The 21,391-nt window shown below is 59.1% G+C and carries 15 protein-coding genes; all 15 read right to left on the bottom strand.

Annotated features, from left to right (window positions below; genetic code table 11):
- Position 1: 1 nt before the first annotated feature.
- The 15 genes from tssK to tssC all read right to left on the bottom strand — a co-directional run bounded on the left by tssK (position 2) and on the right by tssC (position 21,388).
- Positions 2-1,342, bottom strand: coding sequence for a type VI secretion system baseplate subunit TssK (tssK, locus tag ACR0L1_RS09965; RefSeq protein WP_480858538.1), 1,341 nt, complete (start codon positions 1,340-1,342; stop codon positions 2-4).
- A 36-nt stretch (positions 1,343-1,378) separates the two neighbouring features.
- The gene (gene tagH / locus ACR0L1_RS09960) at positions 1,379-2,842 is read right to left on the bottom strand and encodes a type VI secretion system-associated FHA domain protein TagH (protein WP_480858536.1); all 1,464 of its coding nucleotides are present in this window, start codon (positions 2,840-2,842) and stop codon (positions 1,379-1,381) included.
- 10 nt (positions 2,843-2,852) lie between these two features.
- Positions 2,853-3,158: a PAAR domain-containing protein gene (locus ACR0L1_RS09955; RefSeq protein WP_170356385.1), complete on the bottom strand. Its 306-nt coding sequence runs from the start codon at positions 3,156-3,158 to the stop codon at positions 2,853-2,855.
- Between the two features lie 2 nt (positions 3,159-3,160).
- The gene (locus ACR0L1_RS09950) at positions 3,161-3,751 is read right to left on the bottom strand and encodes a DUF6931 family protein (protein ID WP_170772288.1); all 591 of its coding nucleotides are present in this window, start codon (positions 3,749-3,751) and stop codon (positions 3,161-3,163) included.
- Between the two features lie 11 nt (positions 3,752-3,762).
- The gene (locus tag ACR0L1_RS09945) at positions 3,763-5,865 is read right to left on the bottom strand and encodes a type VI secretion system Vgr family protein (protein WP_170789084.1); all 2,103 of its coding nucleotides are present in this window, start codon (positions 5,863-5,865) and stop codon (positions 3,763-3,765) included.
- 34 nt (positions 5,866-5,899) lie between these two features.
- The gene (tssB, locus tag ACR0L1_RS09940) at positions 5,900-10,003 is read right to left on the bottom strand and encodes a type VI secretion system contractile sheath small subunit (RefSeq protein WP_480858533.1); all 4,104 of its coding nucleotides are present in this window, start codon (positions 10,001-10,003) and stop codon (positions 5,900-5,902) included.
- Positions 9,996-10,850 carry an ion transporter gene (locus ACR0L1_RS09935; RefSeq protein WP_480858531.1) on the bottom strand — a complete coding sequence of 285 codons (855 nt, stop codon included), beginning with the start codon at positions 10,848-10,850 and terminating at the stop codon, positions 9,996-9,998. The genes tssB and ACR0L1_RS09935 overlap by 8 nt, the downstream gene beginning before the upstream one ends.
- A gap of 72 nt (positions 10,851-10,922) precedes the next feature.
- Positions 10,923-12,170 carry a hypothetical protein gene (locus tag ACR0L1_RS09930; protein WP_331252395.1) on the bottom strand — a complete coding sequence of 416 codons (1,248 nt, stop codon included), beginning with the start codon at positions 12,168-12,170 and terminating at the stop codon, positions 10,923-10,925.
- 110 nt (positions 12,171-12,280) lie between these two features.
- Positions 12,281-14,998 carry a type VI secretion system ATPase TssH gene (gene tssH, locus ACR0L1_RS09925; protein ID WP_480858529.1) on the bottom strand — a complete coding sequence of 906 codons (2,718 nt, stop codon included), beginning with the start codon at positions 14,996-14,998 and terminating at the stop codon, positions 12,281-12,283.
- A 2-nt stretch (positions 14,999-15,000) separates the two neighbouring features.
- Positions 15,001-16,071 carry a type VI secretion system baseplate subunit TssG gene (gene tssG / locus ACR0L1_RS09920; protein ID WP_170789078.1) on the bottom strand — a complete coding sequence of 357 codons (1,071 nt, stop codon included), beginning with the start codon at positions 16,069-16,071 and terminating at the stop codon, positions 15,001-15,003.
- A complete protein-coding gene (gene tssF / locus ACR0L1_RS09915; protein ID WP_170783607.1) occupies positions 16,035-17,912 on the bottom strand; it encodes a type VI secretion system baseplate subunit TssF in 1,878 nt (625 codons plus the stop codon). Before tssF ends, tssG begins: the two co-directional genes overlap by 37 nt.
- Positions 17,913-17,916: 4 nt before the next feature.
- A complete protein-coding gene (gene tssE / locus ACR0L1_RS09910) occupies positions 17,917-18,411 on the bottom strand; it encodes a type VI secretion system baseplate subunit TssE (protein ID WP_170775549.1) in 495 nt (164 codons plus the stop codon).
- Positions 18,404-19,225, bottom strand: coding sequence for a type VI secretion system accessory protein TagJ (locus tag ACR0L1_RS09905; protein WP_480858526.1), 822 nt, complete (start codon positions 19,223-19,225; stop codon positions 18,404-18,406). Before ACR0L1_RS09905 ends, tssE begins: the two co-directional genes overlap by 8 nt.
- A 77-nt stretch (positions 19,226-19,302) precedes the next feature.
- Positions 19,303-19,797: an Hcp family type VI secretion system effector gene (locus tag ACR0L1_RS09900; RefSeq protein ID WP_170775553.1), complete on the bottom strand. Its 495-nt coding sequence runs from the start codon at positions 19,795-19,797 to the stop codon at positions 19,303-19,305.
- Between the two features lie 94 nt (positions 19,798-19,891).
- Positions 19,892-21,388 (bottom strand): type VI secretion system contractile sheath large subunit, encoded by a 1,497-nt coding sequence (tssC, locus tag ACR0L1_RS09895; RefSeq protein ID WP_170775556.1) that lies wholly within the window; start codon positions 21,386-21,388, stop codon positions 19,892-19,894.
- Positions 21,389-21,391 lie beyond the last annotated feature (3 nt).

Here is a 21,391-nt window from a genome sequence, read left to right as displayed (position 1 = left end):
GCTACTGATTGCGGATCGCCCACAGCTCCATCTGCAAGCCGGGATATTGCCCCGACACATGTACCGCGATCCCGCCCGAAGTGGTCATCTTGCTCCAATACGGGCTGGCTGCGTCCAGTTCGAAATAGACCACGCCCGAATGGTACGGGATCTGGCGCGGCGCGACCGGCAGCGGGCGCAAGGTGATGCCTGGCAGGGCCGAGTTCACCAATTGGCGGATTTCCTCAACCGGGCCGGTCTTGGCCTGACCCGCGAAGTGCCGCCGCACGTCTTCGGCGGGGATATCCGCATTAACTGCCAGCACAAATCCGGCCGAGCCGATCAGCTTGCGATCAGCAATTACACCGACGCTAATGCCGTATTTGCGCGGCTCCAACGGGATCGAGATCGCCGTCTGCTCCAGCACCGAGCTGAGATATTGGCGCAGCACTCGGATCACCGGGGCAAAGCTTTCGGTCAGGTTGTCGTGCTGGTAGGCGGGGAATTGCACTGCTTCTTTCTCGGCGCTCATGAAGGTCGCCAACTCGCCAGCTAGTGCGGCGCAAACGCGGTAGGCGTGTTCGGGATGCACGTTTTCGATATTGGCGAAATGGCGCACCAGCGGCAGGTTGCTGTTGATCACCATCAACAGAAGGAAATCCGAAATCTCCGCGGCACCCTTGGCAGGTCCGCCTTCGGACAGCCGCCCGGCCAGCGCCTGCATCCGGTGCGACAGCATTCCCTCAAGCTCGTTCATGAACCCCGCCAGTGCCGGGGCTGCGCGCACATCCAGGACCGAGGGCACAAAGCCGCGATCCAGTACAATCTCTTTGTCCGGGCGCACTTCGATGATGCGGGCAATCGGAATGGCCAGCTTGTCGGCCAGATCGTCCACCGCCAGTGCAAATTGAAGTCGCAGCTTACCAACACCCAGCGTTACCGGCTTTTTCTGCTGGCTCATCACGTCAGTGATTTCCTGCTCGGCGGGACGCAGGCGGCTGACGGATTGTTCCGCACCGCTCAGATCCACCTCGGACGCGCCTTGGCGCCGCTGCGGTACGGTCAGGTAAACAACGCAATCCTTGATCGTTTCGGGCACTTCCAAAGCGGGCGGATGGTCTTCGGCCTGCGGTACGCGAAACACCTGCCCATCCGGCGTCAGCCCTGAACAGGATTTGAGCGCTATTTGCCCGACCTTGAGCACCTCGTCATCCAGCTCAAGCGCGCTCAACCCCCAGGCATAGGGTGTCACCCGGCGCGCAAGCCCGGCCACCAGCGCCTCGGTATACCGGTCGGCCTGCTGGAAATGGTGGGGCTGCAAAAACAACCCTTCGGTCCAAAGCACCTTGCTGTCCCAGGACAATGGCTGCCCTCCCTTGTTATTGCGCCCGTTGGGGCGTTACTTCAGCTTTTCCAGCTGTTCCTTATACGCACGCGCGAATTCCCGGCTGAAGAGATCGTGAAAATCATTCTCGGCCTGATCCGAAATTTCCGCATACATCTTTTCATACACTTCCCAATATTGGGCCTTCTTACCCTTGAAAAGTGACCCAAGTTTGCCGGAGCCTTCGATTTTCCCGGCCAGCACCTCGGGGTCGAGCCGCGACAACACGCCTTTGAGCGCGGCCTCCATCCCTGTGACCATGGCGACCTCATGGGCCTTGATATCGTTCAACGCCTCGGCGGTGGCCTCCTCGGAGGCGAGGTAGCCTTTGACCCGCGGTTTCACCAACGCCTCGATCGCCTGTTCGGCGCTGATCGAAAATTTCAGCGGGTTGTTTCCGCCGGCGCTGATCATGGTCTGATCAATGCGGAATTCAGACTTGATAGAGGTACGCGTCATCAGAATTTCGCGCAGACCCGTGATCATTGCCCGTAACACGCGCCCCATCCGGCCCATCGTGGCGGGCAGATCGGCGTCGTCGATGCGCAGATCGTCCACCTCCAGCGCCTCAAGCAGGGCGCGGGCGGCGGATTGGTCCCCACTTGCCGCAGCGGGAGCAGGCGTTTCGACCACTGTGGGCTCATTTGCAGGCTCGGGCGCAGGCGCCGGAGCTACTGGTTCCGACGGCGGAGGTGGGACCGCACGCTCGCCCGGTGTTGGCTTGGCCGGCGGAGCGGCCGGTTCCGGCGGTGGCGCAGCAAACGGGTCCGAAGAGGACGGCTCTTGCGGCGACAGGAAGTCGTCATCCCAATCGTCGGGGATCAGATTCGCGCCGCCGCCACTGCTGGGCGCTGAAAACGCATCAGTGGCCGAGGGGTTGTGCATCGGGTCGCTCGCCCCCATGCCCTGATGCGCATCCGCCGGTTTGGCAAAGAAAGGGTCATCATCACCCAATGGTGGCAGCAGTTCGTCCATGGGATCAGGCGTTGCGATCTGGCCCGGCCCTTTGGGGGCTTCACCACCCAGCAGGTCGTCCAGAAAATCCCCGCCCGGCGAGGACGCGTCCAGCAAATCCAGGGGATCCGGCGCGTTTTGCGACTGTCCGGGCGAGACATTGCCCTGCTGCATCGGCTGTGGGATCATCTCTTCGAACGAAGGCAGATCGGCACCGATCTCGACCACCATCTCATAACCGCCCGCCGTCAGCACATCGCCATTGTTCAGCGGCGTCGGCGTCCGACCCAAAGCAATCTTGGAATAGTTCAGAAAGGTCCCGTTGGTCGACAGGTCCACGATCACCACGTTGCCATTGTGATCCTCGATCACGAAATGGTTCTTGCTGAGCGTCCGCTCGGGGTCGGGCAAAACAAGATCATTGGCCGGACCACGCCCTACGGTCAGCGATCCCCCCTGCATCGATACAGGACGCCCGTCGCCCGGCACGACGCCGGTGGATTGGAATTTGAGCGTGACCGTCATTCTTCTGTCTTCATCCTCCGACCAGCACGGTAAATTCACCTTTGACGATGGGCCCGCCACAGGCACATGTATCCATCACCCGCGCAGCTGGCATCTTGCCAATCAGTACCGTCGCCGAGCCTTTGATGATCGGGTGCGGAAAGGCGGGTGTGGCCATGTCAAATATTCGCGCCGCAGGCATCTTGCCCACTAACACTGTCGGGCAGCAGGGCGGCAGGATGGGCATCGGCGCAGGCACCGGCGCGGGGGGCGCAGGCGGTGGCGCCAGAAAGGTACAGGTGTGGAGATCCGCAACGCGGGCCTGAGGAAATCCCATATCTACTCCTTCGCCTCCAGCTTGCCGTTTCCACCACGGGCGATATCAAGGCCACGGTCGATCAGCAATTGCACATAGGCATCGAAGTCGCCCTCATGATAACCCATCGCGGTGACATTCATGGCAAAGGCCAGCGCCTCGGCCGCGCCAAGCGGAGCGGTCATCCCGGCAAGTTCACCTGTACCCAGTGTCCCATCGGCATAAAGCGCGCACATGGCGCAATTTATCGTCTCATCATCCGGATCGGCCAAGTCTATCGTCTGTTCAGCCTTTTCACGATTCTCGGGCGTCGGGCGAAAAACCCAAGCCTCAGACGCTGCCAGCGACGGCGTGTTGTGTTCAGGCGCCTCGCCGATATAGTCGCGCGCCGCCAGACAGGACCACCATACCCGTTCACGCGGCGGCAGAGCCACGCCCAGCAGTCGTAGCATGTCAATCGGGGCACCTTTTTCATCTAGCTCAGCCAGAACCACATCCAGAGGCGCACTGGCGGGCGCGTCCAGCTTTGTGCCCAATCGCGCATTGGCATCGGCCAGCATCCGGGCCGCGGGCATCTGGGGTGTCTTGGTCAAATTGGCAAATCGTTCGCTCATCCATCCGACCCCTAGTTAATCATCGTCACGCCACCCTTGAGGGTCAGCATAGCATCGCCGCTGACCGTCGTCAGTGGGCTTTTTGCGTCAAGCTTGGCGTTCGCCTGAACGTTGATCATCGTGCTTTTGACAGTGATACTGGTCGGGTCAAGCTTGATCGAAGAGGTCCCGACCTTAAGCTCGATCGACTGCATCGCGGTTATGGTGATTTTCCCGGCTTTGGCGTCGACCTGAATGTTCCCCATTTTCACGGTCGTTGTCTTGTTGCCCTGCTTAATCGTCTCGGTGTTGTTGCCGGTGACGGTTCGGGTGGATTTCCCTTCGACCGTTTCCGTCTGGTCGGTCTTGATGAAAACGTCCTGATTGCCCTTTTCGATCGTGAACGTGTGATCACCTTCCTTGATCGTCTCATCAACGTCTTTCTTGACCACCTGGCTTAGACAGCCGTCGCCTCCATTGCCGCCCGTGTCCAGCTTGTCATAGCCGATGGTGATGGTGGATTTGTTCTTTACCAGCTTTTCATGGTCCTTCTGCGCCTGAAAGCGCACCAGTTCCGCCCCCGCTTTGTCCTCGAACATCAGCTCGTTGAACGTGTCGGTTTTGCCCTTTTCTGACGACCGGGTCCTGATACCGGACTGCGTCTGGTTTGCCGGCAAATCATAGGGCGGCATCGTTTCGGCATTATACAACATGCCGGTGCAGATGGGCCTGTCGGGGTCGCCCTCTTCGAACTGGATGACGACCTCCTGCCCAATCCGCGGGATGTGGATCATGCCCCAGTTCTTACCGGACCACGGGGTGACAACACGCACCCAGCACGAGGTCTTCTCGTCCTTTTTACCTACACGGTCCCAGTGGAACTGCACTTTGATCCGGCCATATTTGTCGGTGTAAATTTCTTTGCCCGCTGGGCCGGTGACAATTGCGGTGTGCAATCCAGCAATCTCCGGCCAGGGCGTGGTACGGGCGTTGCGATACTGGACCTTCTTGGGCTGAACGTCGAACTCAACCATATACATTTCGCTGTTGTCTTCAGGAAACTCCAGCGCACCCGTATCCAGATCCTTTTCGTTCTTTACAAATCCGTAGCCTTCGGTCGTCTGCAAATAGAAGGTGGCTGCCGTGACCAGATATTCCTGGTTCTGATCCTTGTCGGGATGTTCCTTCAGGGTGAAGGTCTTTCCGACCTCCATCGCCCGGACCGAGGCACGACCCCGGCGGCGGTCATATTCGGTTTCTTCAGCCTCCATCCGAACCTGGGCGCGCGGCTTGCCCTTGTTGGCGTCGCTGTAATGACCGGGCGTGTCGTACAGCTCATATTTATTGTGCTTGTGATCGGGCGAAAGGATGGTTTTCGACACCGAGGCCATTTTGGCACTGGGTGTCTCAAAATTGAAATCGCCCAAGGCAACGACACCGGGAACGATCTGCTGTGCGGTGGCCCATTCGGTCACACTGTCGGGCAGGCGCTGTTTGTAGTCGTCGCCCGCCCGGTAAAACAGCTCCGACATTCCGGTCAGCGGCGTGTGTCCCGACAGCCCGTCACACAGGACCAACGTTTCATATTTGTTATTCGCCTTGGCATAGTCGAAGAAGTAATAGATGCCCTCTTCCTGCATCAGGCGTGATACAAAGTCGAAATCGGTTTCCCGGTACTGGACGCAATATTCCCGTTGTTCATAGGTTCCGCTTAGCTTCTTCTGGAAATCCGAGAACCCGTGTGCTTTGAAAACGTCCTCGATGATCTTGACGACCGACATGTTCTGAAAGATGCGGCTGTTGGTGGTCTGTTGAAGCATCCAGAACCACGGACGTAGCTCGGCCAGCAGATGCACGAACCCATCCCGCAGCGCCAGCCGTTCAACGCGCACGATCGTGCCGGTGAACTTGCGCTCTTTCCCCTCGCTCGAGGCCATGTGGATCGTCAGGATTTTACCCAGCAGCTCTTCCAGCTTGATGGTCTTGTCCGACGACAGCAACTCAACCTGTATCTCGGTCAACTCGCCCATCTTCTCGTTGATGATCGCGCGGCGGATGACGAGCTCTTCTTCCTTGTACTTGTAACTGCCGGTGATCCGAAGCGGCCATTCCTTGCTTTGCAGATTGTCAGACATTTCCTAATCCTTCCAAATCGCGTTGGACACGCCGTTATAGATCGGCCAGCAGAGCGGCCAGCTCCGGGTCCATTTCATCATCATCCTCGTCTTCATCGGTGTCGTTATCGAAGGAAGCAAGGAAGTCGTCCAAATCATCAACATCATCCGACGCGTCATCGTCAGAACCGGTATCGTCGTCCAGCCCCAGATCGTCCAGATTGAAATCCTCCTCGGCGGGGGTGTCTTCAGACTCGGGTTCCGCGGGGATATCGGGCGACGGCGCCGGGGCGGGAACGCCTGACCATGGCCCCAGAAGTTCTTGTCCTGCAACCGAGTTGAATGATCCCAGCCGGATCTCATCCCGTCCCTTGACGGAAAGCACCGGCATATAGCCCCGCTGAACCGAATGTTCGTGCTTGTCCAGCGACAGGTTGCGTTCGGTACAAGGCAACGCCACCTGATCGCCATAGCGGTCGTTAACGAAATGATAGGGCACCCCGCCCAGGCTCATAACCGAGCCGAGGTTCATCGCCTTACCATTCTGTTTGAAGGACCGCGCCAGCAGGATCGTTACTAGAACCGCCGGATTGGCCCATAGCATGCCACGCAGACCTTCGGTTTGGGTGAATTCCTCGAACTCAAACTCATAGATGGGCTCGGATTTGGCCCCATAGGGCCGACGTAGTAAAAAGCGCGGCGAGGCAAGGCCTACATGCCCGGCCTCAGGCATGGCGCGGAACGTGTCCCAGGCCTTGACCACTAGCGGGTGGCGGTCCTCTTTCTTGACGTCCAAATAGGCGGGCGTGATTGCGCTGATGAAAGGCGCATCCACATGAGCGGCTACCCGGCCGATACGTCCCAGCAACTCGGCATGAGGGGGGGTTTCCTCGAAGGTATAAAGCCCGATCAGGGCGGAATAGCCGCCGCGCCCGTTTTCCTCATCCAACGGCCCCTCGGTCAGCAGCCGGACCAAACCGGTCTGCGCCAGATCTTCCTCCGAGGCCAGATCGGCACCAATTTCCTCGGCTGAGACATCATAGAGGATCACGTCCAGCGTATCGTCATCCTCAACGCTGCGCGCGATCAGGTCCAGACTGCGCCACTGCGCCTCGATCGACTGGAATTCGGGATGATGCAGAACCATGCGCATCGCCGCACTCAGCGCCTCATCCACTGCTGTTTTCATCGCTGCAACATCCGGGCTTGGTAGTTTGCGAATATGCGGCCCGACCACCCGTTTCAGTAGATCATCCACCGGAGAAGGCTGCGCCAGCTCTCCGCTCGTATCTCCGATCAACTTCTGAAAATCGCTGAGCTTCAAGTCGGCCCGCACGGTATTGCCACCCGAAGTCTTGCGCGGTGGAACCACGGCCCGTCCGAATTCCTCGCCCCAAGCGGTCAACTGTTTCGCCGCATGCTCGGCGGTTGCTCCGGCCCCAAGCTGGCCTTTCAAGCCCGACAGCCCTTCGAACAGCGCGACCTTTTCATAAAGTTCGTCAGGGTGCAGATCGTCCAGTTCGGTCAGCTTGACCTCGATCCCCGCGCCGTCCTTGCCGATAGGCAGAACCAGCGTGGTGGCAAAGCCTGAGATCACATCTTCGACCGTATCGGGGTCCAGCAGGATCGGCGCACGCGCAGCCAGCGCATCGCCTGTTTCCATCTCACCCCGTGCCGCACGACCCGAGAAATCGCCAAAGATGGCAATGCGGAATCGGCTTCGTTTCAACTGTTCAGGTTCGGGCCGGTCGGCGCTCATGCGGCCAAAGGCCAGCACCGGTTCACCATCCGGTTGGGCCCCATCCGGCGCCGAGTTATCATCTGTATCATCATCCTCGGCCAGCAGACCGTCGAGGTCGAAATCGTCCGTATCGTCCGTATCGTCCGAGGCAGGCTCGTCGTCATCGCCCAGCAAGCTGTCCAGATCGAACTCATCCCCGTCGTCCGCTTCGTCCGCGTCATCAGCCAGCAGGCTATCGAGGTCCAGATCATCGTCAGAGGTGTGATCCGCCAGAAGCGCATCCAAATCATCCTCTGGCGTGTCTTCATCCTCTGCTGTCAGATCATCCAGCAGACCGTCGAGGCTGGCGTCTTCGTCCTCCTCTGGCGCGGTATCCGCCAGATCGCCCAGAATATCGTCGAGGTCATCTGCATCCGCGTCCTCTTCAATATCCGGGAGAGCGCTCAGAATATCATCCGTCTCATCTTCGTCTGACTGTTCAGATTCATCTGCAAGATCCGCCAGCAGATCGTCCAGATCCATGCCTTCATCCTCGTCCTCCGTCACATCGGGCAAAGACGCCAAGGCATCATCAGTCGAACTGTCCTCGGCGTCATCATCATCCGACGCCATATTGGCCAGATCACCCAGCAGGTCATCAAGGCTGGTATCTTCGTCTTCCTCCTCGGGCGTCGCGTCACTGAGTTCAGACAAAATATCGTCAGTCTCGTCGCTGTCTTCGTCGTCTGAAGCCAAATCCGCAAGGTCGCCGAGCAGATCGTCGAGACTGGTATCCTCGTCCTCATCCTCAGGTGCGGCGTCGGCAAGTTCTGAGAGGATATCTTCGCTGTCATCTACGTCTTCAGCCGCGACCGCATCGGGCAGAGAGGCCAAAGCATCGGCAGCAGAAGTGTCTTCTTCGCCCCCATCCGGAGCCAAATCAGCGAGATCGCCGAGCAGGTCGTCGAGGCTGGTATCCTCGTCCTCCTCCTCGGGTGCAGCGTCGGCGAGGTCCAAGAGGATATCTTCGCTGTCATCCGCATCTTCCTCCGCGACCACATCGGGTAGTGAGGCCAGAGCATCGGCAGCAGAAATGTCTTCGTCGTCCCCATCCGGAGCCATATCGGCAAGATCGCCGAGCAGATCGTCGAGGCTGGTATCCTCGTCCTCATCCTCAGGTGCAGCGTCGGCAAGGTCCGAGAGGATGTCTTCGCTGTCATCCGCGTCGTCCTCTGTTACCGCGTCAGGCAGTGAGGCCAAAGCGTCGGCGGCAGAGGTATCTTCAACGTCCTCATCCGGAGCCATATCGGCAAGGTCGCCGAGCAGATCGTCGAGACTGGTATCCTCGTCCTCATCCTCAGGTGCGGCGTCGGCAAGGTCCGAGAGGATGTCTTCGCTGTCATCCGCATCTTCCTCCGCGACCGCATCGGGTAGTGAGGCCAAAGCATCGGCGGCAGAGGTATCTTCGGCGGCGTCATCCGGAGCCATATCGGCAAGATCGCCGAGCAGATCATCGAGGCTGGTATCCTCCTCATCCTCGGGCGCCGCGTCGGCAAGTTCCGAGAGGATATCCGCGCTGTCATCTGTCGCGTCTTGTTCCTCAGTCTCGGGGATAGACGCCAACGCATCTTCGATTGCAGTGTCCTGCGGGACCTCGTCGGGGGCGGCGTTGGCAAGGCCGGACAGCACTCCGGCGGTGACATCGGGTTCGGCATCGGCGTCAACCGCGTCTGGAACAGAGGCCAGCGCATCCTGCACAGTTGTATCTTCCGGCGCGCTCTCGGGGGCTGCAGCGGACAACTCGGACAAGACATCCGAGGTCTCGTCCCGGGGCGCTGTGTCCTCGGCTTCGGGCAATGAGGCCAGCGCATCGGCGACCGCAGTGTCCTGAGGCGCGTCTTCCGGGGCCATTTCGCGTAGGGCGTCCAGCGTCGATTGGCTGTCCTGCGCGTCAACCGGGCTGTTGGCCAATGTCGCCAGCAAAGCCGGGTCGGCCAGGATCTTTTCGATCAGCGCCTCGGCCCCGGCCTTGCCATCCATATAGGCCAACAACGTGGCCAGTTGTGTCCGGGCCTCAAGCAGTTTCTGCAATGGCTCGATCTTCGAAGCGATCTGTGCAGGGCTGAAATCGCTCATCTTCTCGAAGGTCAGATCGACAGACAGGTTGCCCTCGCCGGTCAACGTGTTGGGCACGGCAAATTCGACACGCGGGGCCATCGCCTTCATGCGGTCGTCGAAATTGTCGACGTCGATCTCAAGAAACTTGCGGTCGGATATCGAGGGTGTCTCGGCCTTGGATTTCCCGGACAGATCGCTCATAACGCCCATCACGAAGGGCAATTGCACCTTCTTTTCGGCGCCGTAAAGCTCGACATCATATTCGATCTGAACCCGCGGCGCCCTGTTGCGCGCGATGAATTTCTGGGAATTGTCAGCCATCCCCCTGTCCTTTCAATTCCGCCACTTCGCTGCGCAGGGCTCTGACCTCGACCAGCAGCTCTTTCACCCGGTCGTCCACGATATCTGTTTCACTGCGCACCAGATCCCGAAGGTGAGAGAACTCCTCGACCGCATCATCCTCCACCGCCGATTGCATCGTGTTGACCAGCAGACCGATGAACAGGTTCAGCACCGAAAACGCAGTGATGACGATGAAGGGCACAAAGAATATCCATGCGGTGGGATGCACCTCCATCACAGGGCGCACGATGCCCATGGACCAGCTTTCCAGCGTCATGACCTGAAACAGCGTGTAAAGAGACCGACCAAGCGTGCCGAACCATTCCGGGAAATCGGGACCGTACATCAGCGTGGCCATGACGGCAAAGACATAGAACACGATCGAAATCATGATGATCACCGCGCCCATCCCTGGCAGCGCGTCCAGCAATGCCTGCACCACGGATCGCATCTGCGGAATGACCGACAGCAAGCGCATCGCGCGGATGACCCGCAACCCCCGCAGGGCGGATAGGCCATCGCGGTTGGGCAACAGGCCCAGTGTCACCACCACAAGGTCAAAGATGTTCCAGGCATTGCTGAAAAAGCTCATCCGATAGGCGTAGAATTTCAGCAGCAGCTCGGTGACGAAGATGCCCAGAACAATCTGGTCGAAAACGCTCAGGATATGACCGATATTGGCCTGAATCGACGGCGAGGTGGACAGGCCCAGCGTGATCGCGTTGAAGATAATCACACCCAAAATCGTGTTCGTGACCGTCCTGCGCTCGACAAATTCGCGCACAGCATCACGGAGCGTTTCACCCTTTCCGATTCCGGTTTCCAACTTTGCCTCCTGTCGTCCGTTCGGGGCGCACGGTCCTACCCGCGCGCCCCGTATTCTTTACCCTGACCTGCGTCAGGCGGCGTCAAACACCGTTCCGTCCAGCGCCTTGCTGGTGATCTTGTCATAAGCATACCCGCCAACCGCGCCGCCGACACCCAAAGCCAGATCCTTGGTGGTGTTCGCAATCGCGTTTCCGTCGATCGGCGATGTGGCCAGCGCGGCAAATTTCAGTCCTTCGCGGAAGACCTTGAGGCCCTTGGGGTCCTTGATCTTCAACTGTGCGACGCGCTTCATCAGGTCCTTGATCTTCGGGGCCCATGTCCGCGTGTCCGCATACATTATCTGGACCTTGCTGATCGCTTCATCGACCGCCTTGTAATTGGGTGCCAATGCAGTGTCCAAAGCCTTACTGATCATGGTCAACTGGGCCTTTTTGTCCTTCACCGGATGCTTCTTCAGCTTGCTGGCAACCTCTTTCAAGAACTCGGCCTTAAGCTTGTCTTGTTCCTTCAGGACCTTGTTCAGCTTTTTGGACAGATCATGCACCTTGACGACCATCTGGGCGTATTTCGCCTTGAGCGTATCCGCCGCATCTTCGACGGTCTTGATCGAAGGTTGTGCGACGCCCACGAATTCATTCAGCACGGCGGCGGAAATTTCGTTTGCGGCGTAAAGGCCTTTGTTCTGGGCGGCTTTCTCAACTACCTTCAACTCGACCAACAGGTGTTTCTTGGCAGTATCGATATCCGTTGCAAGCTTGCCGATATCCTTGGCCAGCGATACACCAGATTTGATCAGCCCAAGAATGCCGAACGCGGCCCCCGCGCCCCCCGAGAACGGAGAGGTCGCCATCGCCGCAATGGACACAGCCAGACCAGCCACGGTGCCTGCAATGGACACTGCAACCTTGATCTTGAACTTCTTCCATTCCTTTTTCTTGGCCTGAAGCTTGGTCCACGCCTTTTGCGCGGCCAGCTCAGCGCCTTTTTCAGCGATCTTCATGTCATTCTTGATCGCGTCGTTCAGACCCTTGAGCTGCTTTTGCATGTCCTTGTCGGATGCGCCCTTGTTAACCATCTGAACAAACGCTTTGTCGAACACCTTGCATTTCTGTTCGATCGTCTTCTTGGTCTGCTCCAAAACCTCGCTGGCCGAGGCCTGAAATTCCTGCTGCAAAAGAGGGTCTTTCTCGACACCTTTTTCCATCTTCTTGTCCAGCTCGACAACCACTTTGAACGACAGTTCTGGTGGTTTCACCATCTCAAGGCCTGTTACCTTGATGGGGACCTTTTTCATGTCCATGACAACGTGTTTAACCACTGGTTTTCCTTTCCCTTTTGCAGTGACGCCTCAAACAACCACAGTTCTTAAGGCGCCTTCTGTGAACTCAATTTCAGAACAGAGTTTTTTCTGCCCGGTGTGGCCGGGGATCAGTCAAAACCATAGGTAAAATCATTGTCCTTGACGTCGATCGTGACTTTCGACACCTCGTGCCCTTCCATCATACGACGCAAGAATTCGGCAGATATGTCGGGCAGCATCGTGTTGGTCACAATCGCGTCAATCATGCGCCCACCGCTGTCCAACTCCTGACAGCGGTTGACGATCTCTTCGACCACCGCATCCGTGTACTCGAACGGCACGCCGTGGGCCTCTTGCACGCGTTTCTTGATGCGGCCCAGTTGCAGCTTGGTGATCTCGCCCAGCATATCGGGGCTAAGCGGGTAATAGGGGATCGTCACCAGACGTCCCAAAAGGGCGGGCGGGAACACTTTCAGCAGCGGATCGCGCAGCGCTTTGGCCATGCCTTCGGGTTCGGGCATCAGGTCGGGATCTGCGCACATATCCATGATCATTTCGGTGCCGACATTCGAGGTCAGCAGAATCAGCGTGTTTTTGAAGTCGATCACACGGCCCTCGCCATCCTCCATCACGCCCTTGTCGAAGACCTGAAAGAAGATCTCGTGCACGTCGGGATGGGCCTTTTCGACCTCATCCAACAGCACCACGGAATACGGCTTACGTCGCACCGCCTCGGTCAAAACACCACCCTCGCCATAGCCGACATAACCCGGAGGCGCGCCTTTCAGGCTGCTGACCGTATGGGCCTCCTGATATTCGGACATGTTGATGGTGATGACGTTCTGTTCACCCCCGTAAAGCACCTCAGCCAGCGCCAGCGCGGTTTCGGTTTTACCGACACCCGAGGTACCTGCGAGCATAAAGACACCTATGGGCTTGTTCGGGTTATCGAGCCCCGCGCGGCTGGTCTGCACCCGCTTGGCGATCATCTTCATCGCGTGATCCTGACCGATGACGCGCTGCGCCAGACGGTCTTCTAAGTTCAAGATCGTCTCGATCTCATCCTTGACCATGCGACCCACGGGTATACCGGTCCAGTCGCCGACAACGCTGGCCACGGCCTGATGATCAACGATGGGCAGGATCAGGGGGCTGTCGCCCTGCACCTCTTCCAACTCGGTGTTCTTGGCCTTGAGTTCCGCAAGCAGCGCGTCGCGGTCGATGGGCTGTGCACCCGGTGCTTCTTCGGTCGCGGCTTCGCCTTCGGCGGTGCCGGTGCCTTCGACCTCCTGTCCGCCAGCGCGCAGTTTAGCCCGCAGATCGAGGATGTCTTCGACCACTTTCTTTTCGGCTTCCCATCGCCCGTTGAGTTCGGCCAACCGCGCCTCTTCCGCCTCTTTTGCGGCATTCACGGCCTCGCGCCGGTCGGCGACGTCATATCCAGCAGTTTCATCCCGTTCGATTATCTCCAACTCGGTGGTCAGAGCCTCAATCCGGCGCTGGCTGTCGTCGACCTCGGCCGGAACCGCGTGCTGAGACACCGCGACCCGCGCGCAGGCCGTGTCCAGCAAGCTGACCGATTTGTCCGGCAATTGCCGCGCGGGGATATAGCGAGCGGACAGAGTCACCGCCGCTTCGATCCCCTCATCCAATACCTGCACGCGGTGGTGTTTTTCCAGCATTGAGGCAATGCCGCGCATCATCAAAACCGCCTTGGGGATATCGGGCTCTTCGACGTGCACGACTTGGAATCGCCGGGTCAGAGCCGGGTCTTTTTCGATGTATTTCTTGTACTCGGCCCATGTGGTCGCGCCGATGGTGCGCAACGTGCCCCGTGCAAGCGCCGGTTTCAGCAGGTTGGCCGCGTCGCCCGTGCCAGCCGCGCCGCCAGCGCCGACCAGAGTGTGGGTTTCATCGACAAACATCACAATCGGCGTTGGGCTGGCCTGCACCTCGTCAATCACCTGACGCAGACGGTTTTCAAACTCGCCCTTCATGCTGGCACCAGCCTGCAACAGACCCACATCCAGCACCAGCAGGCGCACATCTTTCAGCGCAGGCGGCACATCGCCACGCGCAATCCGCAAAGCGAACCCTTCGACAACGGCGGTCTTACCCACCCCGGCCTCACCCGTGAGGATCGGGTTGTTCTGACGGCGGCGCATCAACACATCGACGATCTGTCGAATTTCTTCGTCACGACCCACGATCGGATCAATCTCACCATTGCGAGCCTGTTCTGTCAGGTCGGTGCAGAACTGCTCCAGCGCCTCACCCTTGCCCATGGCACCGGGGGCCATCGCGCCGCTGGCCTCGCCAGGCTCGGCCCCGCCACCGACGTTTGAACCATCCTGCGCGCCCAGCGTGTCCTCGGGCGAGCCATCGGTGGCTTCGGCAAACTTGTCGGCCAGATCATCGGCACCGATCTTGGCCAGTTCCGGCGACATGCTGGCCAGAATGTTGCGCAACGCAGGCGTCTTCAGCATACCAAGGATCAGATAGCCGGTGCGCACCTTGCTGTCGGAATACAGAAGCGAGCCCCAGACCCAGCCCCGCTCCATCGCGTCCATCAGATGGTCCGACAGGTCCGAGATCGAGGACGCCCCACGCGGCAGCATGTCCAGCGAACGAGTTAGTTCGGACGCGATCTTGCCGGGGTCCAAATCATAGTGCTGGATGATGCGGTGAATATCACTGTCCTGACCGTTCAGGATCTGGTGCAGCCAGTGCTGGATTTCGACATAAGGGTTGCCCCGCATCTTACAGAACACGGTGGCCCCTTCGATCGTCTGATAGCCCAGCTTGTTCAGCTTGCCGAACAGCGACACGCGGCTGATTTCCGTCATCTTCAATACCTCTCGTTGGGGGCCGATTTGTCGGCCTCGAATTCTTGGTTCATGTATCCGGGGTATAGGATCAGATCCTCTGCATCCGGGCGGGCCTCGTCCGGGTCATCGCGGGTTCTAATCCAGCTTGTGTGGCCCAATTGGGTTGTACCGCCCAGCGAGGCGCGCGGCACCTCGTCACCGGCCAGCACCAGATTGACCTCCCAATCCAGCGTGTCACCGACATAGGTGCGCAGGATCGCTTCAAGACGTTTTTGCGACACCCCGCCAGGCAGCAGGCGTTTGTAGTCCTCCAGCGAGACGGGCCCCAGACGGATGCGAAACTTAGCAGACCGCGACCAGACCCGGTTGCCGATACTGGTGGATTGCCCCAGCCGCGCAGGTGCACCCAATTGCCATGTGTCGTCGGGCTCTAGCTCCAGCCAGGTGCCGACGAATTGCTGCACATGTGCCTCGACGCCGAAATAGTCGGACAGGATGGCGATCAGGCCTTCAGCCGTTTTGGTACCTGACCCCAAATGCCCCGCAAAGAAGCGCCGCAACATGTCCGACATCGCGTCTCGATTATCGAAGCCGGTGCCTTTGTACCCGGCCAGTGCGGCCACCCTTTGTTCAAAGGGATCATCGCCGCGATCAAAGCTGGGTGCGGGTTCGGCGGCAGACCAGGCGCGATACAGCAGGCTGAGCATCCGGTGCGTCAGCATGTCGGCAAAGGCCACAAAGGTCGGGTCGCGGTGGTTGCGCAGCCGGTCGCGGGCAAATTCGGTCAGATGCAGCGGCAAGGGCCCCTGCGGGCCGAAATAGCCAAAGAACAAGTTGCTCAGCTTTCCCGGTGCATCATCCGAGGCCGGTTGGAACCGGGTCAGCGTGCTGGGCGGGAAAGCCAGCGAGACCTCTTGCCCCAGCCGCACTTTGTCCTCGCGCGGGCGGCGCGATTCCCCAAGACGTGGCGCGTCAGCATAATGCGCCTCGATCACGCGAAGCGCCTGAAAGACGTGATGCCTTTCAGGATGCGCCGCCAGAGCGGCAAGCAGGTTCAAATGACCCTGCCCAGACCCGCTGCCGGTCGCCATCTGGCAATCTCTCCTCGTCTTTCGGTCTTCAGAACGGTTTCCGTGAAACTGTTGATCGTGGTGTATTTGCGGAAAAACCGTTCCAGCACTGCGCCCAGAACGTAGACGCTGGTGCCTTCGTAAAAGCTTTCGTCAAAGCCCAGCGTGATCTCGAGCCCGCGTACGGCGGTGCTTATCACCTCGTCGCTCATGCGGCGCACGATCGGGCGGCTGTTGACCGAGACGACGCCCTCAAGCTGTTTCTCGGTCACGCGGTTACCCAACGGCGCGTAAATGCCCAGCAATTCGCGCAGCGCCCCGGCTCCGCCCTCCTTGCCATCGCCCGAGATGGATAGGTAGTTCAGGCTGAGATGACTGATTAGTTTCCACGCCGCGTCGCCCTGCGCCAACGTGGCATGGGGCCGGGTCGGCGTTACCGGCGTGCGTACTGATTTGACCGGGCCACCTTCGGGCAGATGAAACACATCCGCCCCACCGGCTGCCAGCAGCATCGGCAGGTCACGGTTCGAACACAGCGCCTCGACCGCAAGCTGATCCAGCGTGCCGGGATACGGCGCCTCGGCCCGGTCCACCAAAGATAGATAGACTTCGGACCCCAGATAGGACGTGCGTACCCCGCGCAGGCGTTCCTTTTCGTTGCGCTGCCGCATCCGCCGCTTGATCGTGTAATAGGCACTGTGGTTGTCGCCCGCTGCGGTCAGGTCTGTGTCGCTGTAGAAGGGGCGGAAGGGGATGTCGCCCTCATCATCTGATTTGATGCCGATGACACGCTGGATCGAGAAAATCTCGTAGTCCAAACCGGCCGTCCTGTTCGGCACCACATGGTGCTGCGTGTCCATCTGCGTCAGATGCACCCGGTCGCAGCGGCGGTGGAACAGATTCACCGCCGGAACTGCGTTCAGCGCAAAAGCCGTAGGGGTGACCGCTGGGGCCACATCGCGCATACCGTCCTGCAAGAGAATATAGATATCGACATCCGTGCCTGCCGAATTCTGCAAAGCCGGCTGCAGACCTGTCAGTTCCACGAACAGGAACCGTTCGGGCATGGCAAAATATTCCTGAAGCAGGCGGTAGCCGTCAAAGGACTGGCGTGGGGTCGGCAACAGGGCCTCGTCGCGTTCAAACCCTTTGGGGGTCACATCCGCCGCGGGCAAACGCACAGCCCAATCGGCGCGGCGATCGGTCGAACGCCCGGTCAGGCCCACGCATTGGGTCGCCAGCAATTCATGCAGTGACCAGGCCTTGCCGCCTTGCGTGTCCAGATGCAGCACCAGGTTGTCCAGCGCCAGCTCGGCCATCGGCGCGCCGTCGGTGCGGTTCAGCCGTAGGCGAATACCGGCCCGTGCCTCGGTATCCCTAGCCACTCCTGCCGCGACCAGTTCACCGCGACCGTCGATATATTCGGCCTCGGTAATCTCGATCGGCCACATGGTCATGTCCGCTGAGGTGCGGAACTCGCAGGCGGTCTGTTCGCCCTCAGCCAGATGCGAACGCAACGGTGTGCCGCGCGGAATGTCATAACCTTCCTTCAGCGCCGCATTGGCCACATCCGGTTCGAACTGCACCACCATCATGGACGGCGTTGGCGCGAGATAATGGGGATAGACAATTTCCAGCAGGTTCGACGTAAAGGCCGGGAACTGCATCTCAAGCTCAAGCTGCACCCGCGCGGCCAGAAAAGCGCTGCCTTCCAGCAGACGTTCCACATAGGGGTCGACGACCTCGATCCCCTCCATGCCCAGACGGGATGCGATCTTGGGATAGGCCGCCGCGAACTCGGCCCCCATTTCACGCAGAAAGGCCAATTCGGTTTCGTAGTGTTTCAGAAGCCGTGTGTCCATCTCGCTAGCTCCGCTCGATTGCGACTTCGCCGGTCGTTACATCGACCCTGCTGCGCAGATAGAGTTCCAGCGGCATTGGCTGCGCCCACATCACGGCACGGATGTCATATTCCACGTGCATCTCGCCCGATCCCTTTTCAGAGCGCAAATCAACCGAGACCGAACCCTTGACGATCCGGGGCTCGAACGCCTCAATCGCATCTGAAATCGAGCGCTGAATACGCTGCGCCTGCCGCAAGGTCGAAAACGCTCCCGAGGTTTCGCGGATGCCATAGTTCAGAACCGATTTGGCCGCGTTGGGATAGATATCTTCATCAATCAGATCGGACTGATCGGTGGTATTGAGCAGCAACGACAGGTCGCGCTGGATAATCTCGCGCAGACGCCCGACGTCGATGACCCGCGCGTCGCGCCCTTCTTTCAACTGGTCCGGCGCATTGTCAGTCAGCCGGTCCAGCAGCGAAGGCTGAAGGCGTTCGGCAAGGGTCTTCTCAGCCATCTCCTGCCGCTTCCCCGGCCTCGGTGGCCACGTTCAGTACCAGTTCGCGCACGTCCAGAAGCGCAACATCCGATTGATCCGTCGTCAGCAGACGCTGGCCCAGACCCACAAATGTTTCGGAGCCCGCATCCATCCAACTTGTGGCTCTTGCCAGCCGCGCGGCGTCGTCACCCTGCTGGGTTGTGCCGGGATAGCGCGTTGGGATCAGCGCGGCGATCTCACCGCCGCTGGCCACGGTCAGAGTGCAGGCGGTCCAGACCGCGTCGCGCAGGTCGCTGGGAGGCTCGATTTCAAGCCGTGCAATCTGCGCGAAAGGCAGCCAAAAATATCGCCCGTTCACGATGACCTCAAGCACAGGACCCAGCCGCATATCCGCATCGGCAATCCATTCGAACGGCTCACCATTCACGCTGCCCGAAGTGGCAGGAGCGGCGTCAAAAGCCTTGGCGCGCATCACGGCAGCCTGATCGAAATTGCCGCCTGCGGTAAGCTTCTGGGCCTCGATCAGATGGGCCAGCCACTCTTCGGGTTCGCCAAAGATCATCGGCGTCTTTTCCGCCGCAAAGACTTTTTCGCGGTACACCTCGCAGATGATTGCCTCGCGGTAGGTCTTGGCCATCATCGTGGCCGCTTCGTCCATTTCCGCGCTCAGCTTCAACTGGGTGATCGCACGTTTCCAGTCACCCAGAACGCAAAGAAGCTGAAACAGGAAAATCCGCAACTTGGCATCTGCGGGATTTGCGCGGATCTTGTCTTGCAGGGCGGCAAGCGTGGCAGTCAGATCGCCTGTTCTTAGATGGTCTTCCGGCGTCATGCGGCCCTCGTATGGTCAGAAATGGGTAGTGTGGGCTTGGGCGGCACATACCGCCAAAGCCCGGATCGTGGGGGAAATCAGCTGACGTCGCCGGTTTCCAGGTTCCACTTGAACTCGTTGCAATCGCTGAGCTTGCCGTCTCTGAAATCGGCAATGCGGTATTTGATCGAGATACCGCGATAGGCAACAGTCCAGTTTTCCGACGGGATCGATTCCTCACCACCCGAGACCGAATAGCTATCGACGATGGCGTCGCGCAGGGTGAAGATCAGGTAAGGCTCCATGCCTTTCTTTTCGTCATCGCCCGACCGGCAGAGGTGAATTTTCATCTCTTTGTTGGCGCGGCCCGAGGCAACATACGTCATCAGCTTGGCCGAGGCCTGGCTCAGCTCAGTCGTCAATGAGACCTTGCCGAAATTCGCGTTTGCGTATCCACGTTGGGTCGTGCCCATGTCACCCATATCCAGGGTGCGCGCAACTTCCCAGCTGATCTCTTTACAAGCGATCCAGCCAGAGTGTTGTTTTTCACGGGCTTCACCGGGGAAGTCCATTTTGATGAATACGTTTTCCATTTTACCTTCCTTTAAGGACTAGTGATGTCACTGAGATATGCGAGGTTTGATTCGACGGCAGTGAACCACTTCACATGCCGTCGAAGTTTTTGATTTAACCGGACTTTTCAGACGGCAGCTTAGACACGAGGCGCAGCGATACCGACAGGCCCTCAAGCTGATAATGCGGCCGCAGGAAGAACTTGGAGGAGTAATAGCCGGGGTTGCCCTCGACGTCTTCGACCACAACCTCGGCCGAGGCCAGCGGCTTGCGTGCCTTCTCGGCTTCGGCGGAAATGTCGGCGTTGAAGTCAACATACTGGTTGATCCATTCCTGCAACCAGCTTTCCATGTCCTGACGGCTTTTGAACGACCCGACTTTGTCGCGCACCATGCATTTCAGGTAATGCGCAAAACGGCAGGTGGCGAACAGATAAGGCAGACGCGCGGCCAGATTGGCGTTGGCGCTGGCATCCGGGTCGTCATATTCGGCAGGCTTGTGCAGCGACTGCGCGCCGATAAACGTGGCCGAGTCGGTGTTCTTGCGGTGGATCAGAGGCATCATGCCGTTCTTGGCCAGTTCCGCCTCGCGCCGGTCCGAGATTGCAATCTCGGTCGGGCACTTCATGTCCACGCCGCCATCGTCGGTCGGGAATGTATGCGCGGGTAGGCCTTCGACCGTACCGCCGCTTTCCACACCGCGAATGCGCGAGCACCAGCCATATTCCTTGAACGAGCGGTTGATGTTAACCGCCATGCCATAGGCCGCGTTGACCCAGCTATAGCTGTCGCTGTTGGCGCCGCTGGTATCTTCCTCAAACGCAAACTCCTCGACCGGTTCTGTTTTGGAGCCATAGGGCAGACGACCCAGGAAACGCGGCATCGCCAGACCGACATATTTGGAATCCTCGCTTTCGCGCAGGGATCGCCATGCGGCATATTCCGGGGTCTGGAATATCTTGGTCAGATCGCGCGGGTTGGCCAGTTCCGACCAGCTGTCCATCTGGAACAGGCTGGGCTTGGCCCCGGTGATCAGCGGCGCATGGGCTGCGGCTGCGATCTTGGACATCTCGCCCAAAAGCTCGATATCCTGCGGGCTGTGGTCGAAATGATAGTCGGCCACCAGCGAGCCATAGGGTTCGCCACCGAACTGGCCAAATTCTTCCTCATAGAGCTTCTTGAAGATCGGCGATTGATCCCATGCTGTCCCTTTGAACTTGCGCAGGGTCTTGTGCATGTCTTTCTTCGAGATGTTCATCACGCGGATTTTCAACATCTCGTCGGTTTCAGAGTTGTTCACCAGATAGTGCAGACCGCGCCACGCGCTTTCCATCTGCTGGAATTCTTCATGGTGCAGGATCAGGTTGACCTGTTCGGTCAGCTTTTTGTCGATCTCGGCAATAATCCCTTCGATCGAGCGCAGCGCGTCGTCCGAGATCAGGCCGGTATTGGCCAGCGCCTGTTCGGCCAGCGTCTTGACCGCGCTTTCAACGGCGGTTTTCGCCTGATCCGATTTCGGGCGGAATTCCTTGGTCAGCAGAGCCTCGAATTCCGAGGACCCGAACGCTGTTGCGCCCTCAGTGGCTTCTACCTTGGCTTCTTGATCGGCCATCTT

Source organism: Ruegeria sp. J8 (genome assembly GCF_056531925.1).
Note: the sequence above shows the minus strand (reverse complement) of the source record. Positions and strands in the feature narration are given on the sequence as shown.

What these genes read in the sequence shown, in the direction of transcription:
- tagH (WP_480858536.1), bottom strand. Translation starts at nt 2,842, where the DNA reads ATGACGGTCACGCTCAAATTCCAATCCACCGGCGTCGTGCCGGGCGAC.
- ACR0L1_RS09955 (WP_170356385.1), bottom strand. Translation starts at nt 3,158, where the DNA reads ATGGGATTTCCTCAGGCCCGCGTTGCGGATCTCCACACCTGTACCTTT.
- ACR0L1_RS09950 (WP_170772288.1), bottom strand. Translation starts at nt 3,751, where the DNA reads ATGAGCGAACGATTTGCCAATTTGACCAAGACACCCCAGATGCCCGCG.
- ACR0L1_RS09945 (WP_170789084.1), bottom strand. Translation starts at nt 5,865, where the DNA reads ATGTCTGACAATCTGCAAAGCAAGGAATGGCCGCTTCGGATCACCGGC.
- tssB (WP_480858533.1), bottom strand. Translation starts at nt 10,003, where the DNA reads ATGGCTGACAATTCCCAGAAATTCATCGCGCGCAACAGGGCGCCGCGG.
- tssH (WP_480858529.1), bottom strand. Translation starts at nt 14,998, where the DNA reads ATGACGGAAATCAGCCGCGTGTCGCTGTTCGGCAAGCTGAACAAGCTG.
- tssG (WP_170789078.1), bottom strand. Translation starts at nt 16,071, where the DNA reads ATGGCGACCGGCAGCGGGTCTGGGCAGGGTCATTTGAACCTGCTTGCC.
- tssF (WP_170783607.1), bottom strand. Translation starts at nt 17,912, where the DNA reads ATGGACACACGGCTTCTGAAACACTACGAAACCGAATTGGCCTTTCTG.
- tssE (WP_170775549.1), bottom strand. Translation starts at nt 18,411, where the DNA reads ATGGCTGAGAAGACCCTTGCCGAACGCCTTCAGCCTTCGCTGCTGGAC.
- ACR0L1_RS09905 (WP_480858526.1), bottom strand. Translation starts at nt 19,225, where the DNA reads ATGACGCCGGAAGACCATCTAAGAACAGGCGATCTGACTGCCACGCTT.
- ACR0L1_RS09900 (WP_170775553.1), bottom strand. Translation starts at nt 19,797, where the DNA reads ATGGAAAACGTATTCATCAAAATGGACTTCCCCGGTGAAGCCCGTGAA.
- tssC (WP_170775556.1), bottom strand. Translation starts at nt 21,388, where the DNA reads ATGGCCGATCAAGAAGCCAAGGTAGAAGCCACTGAGGGCGCAACAGCG.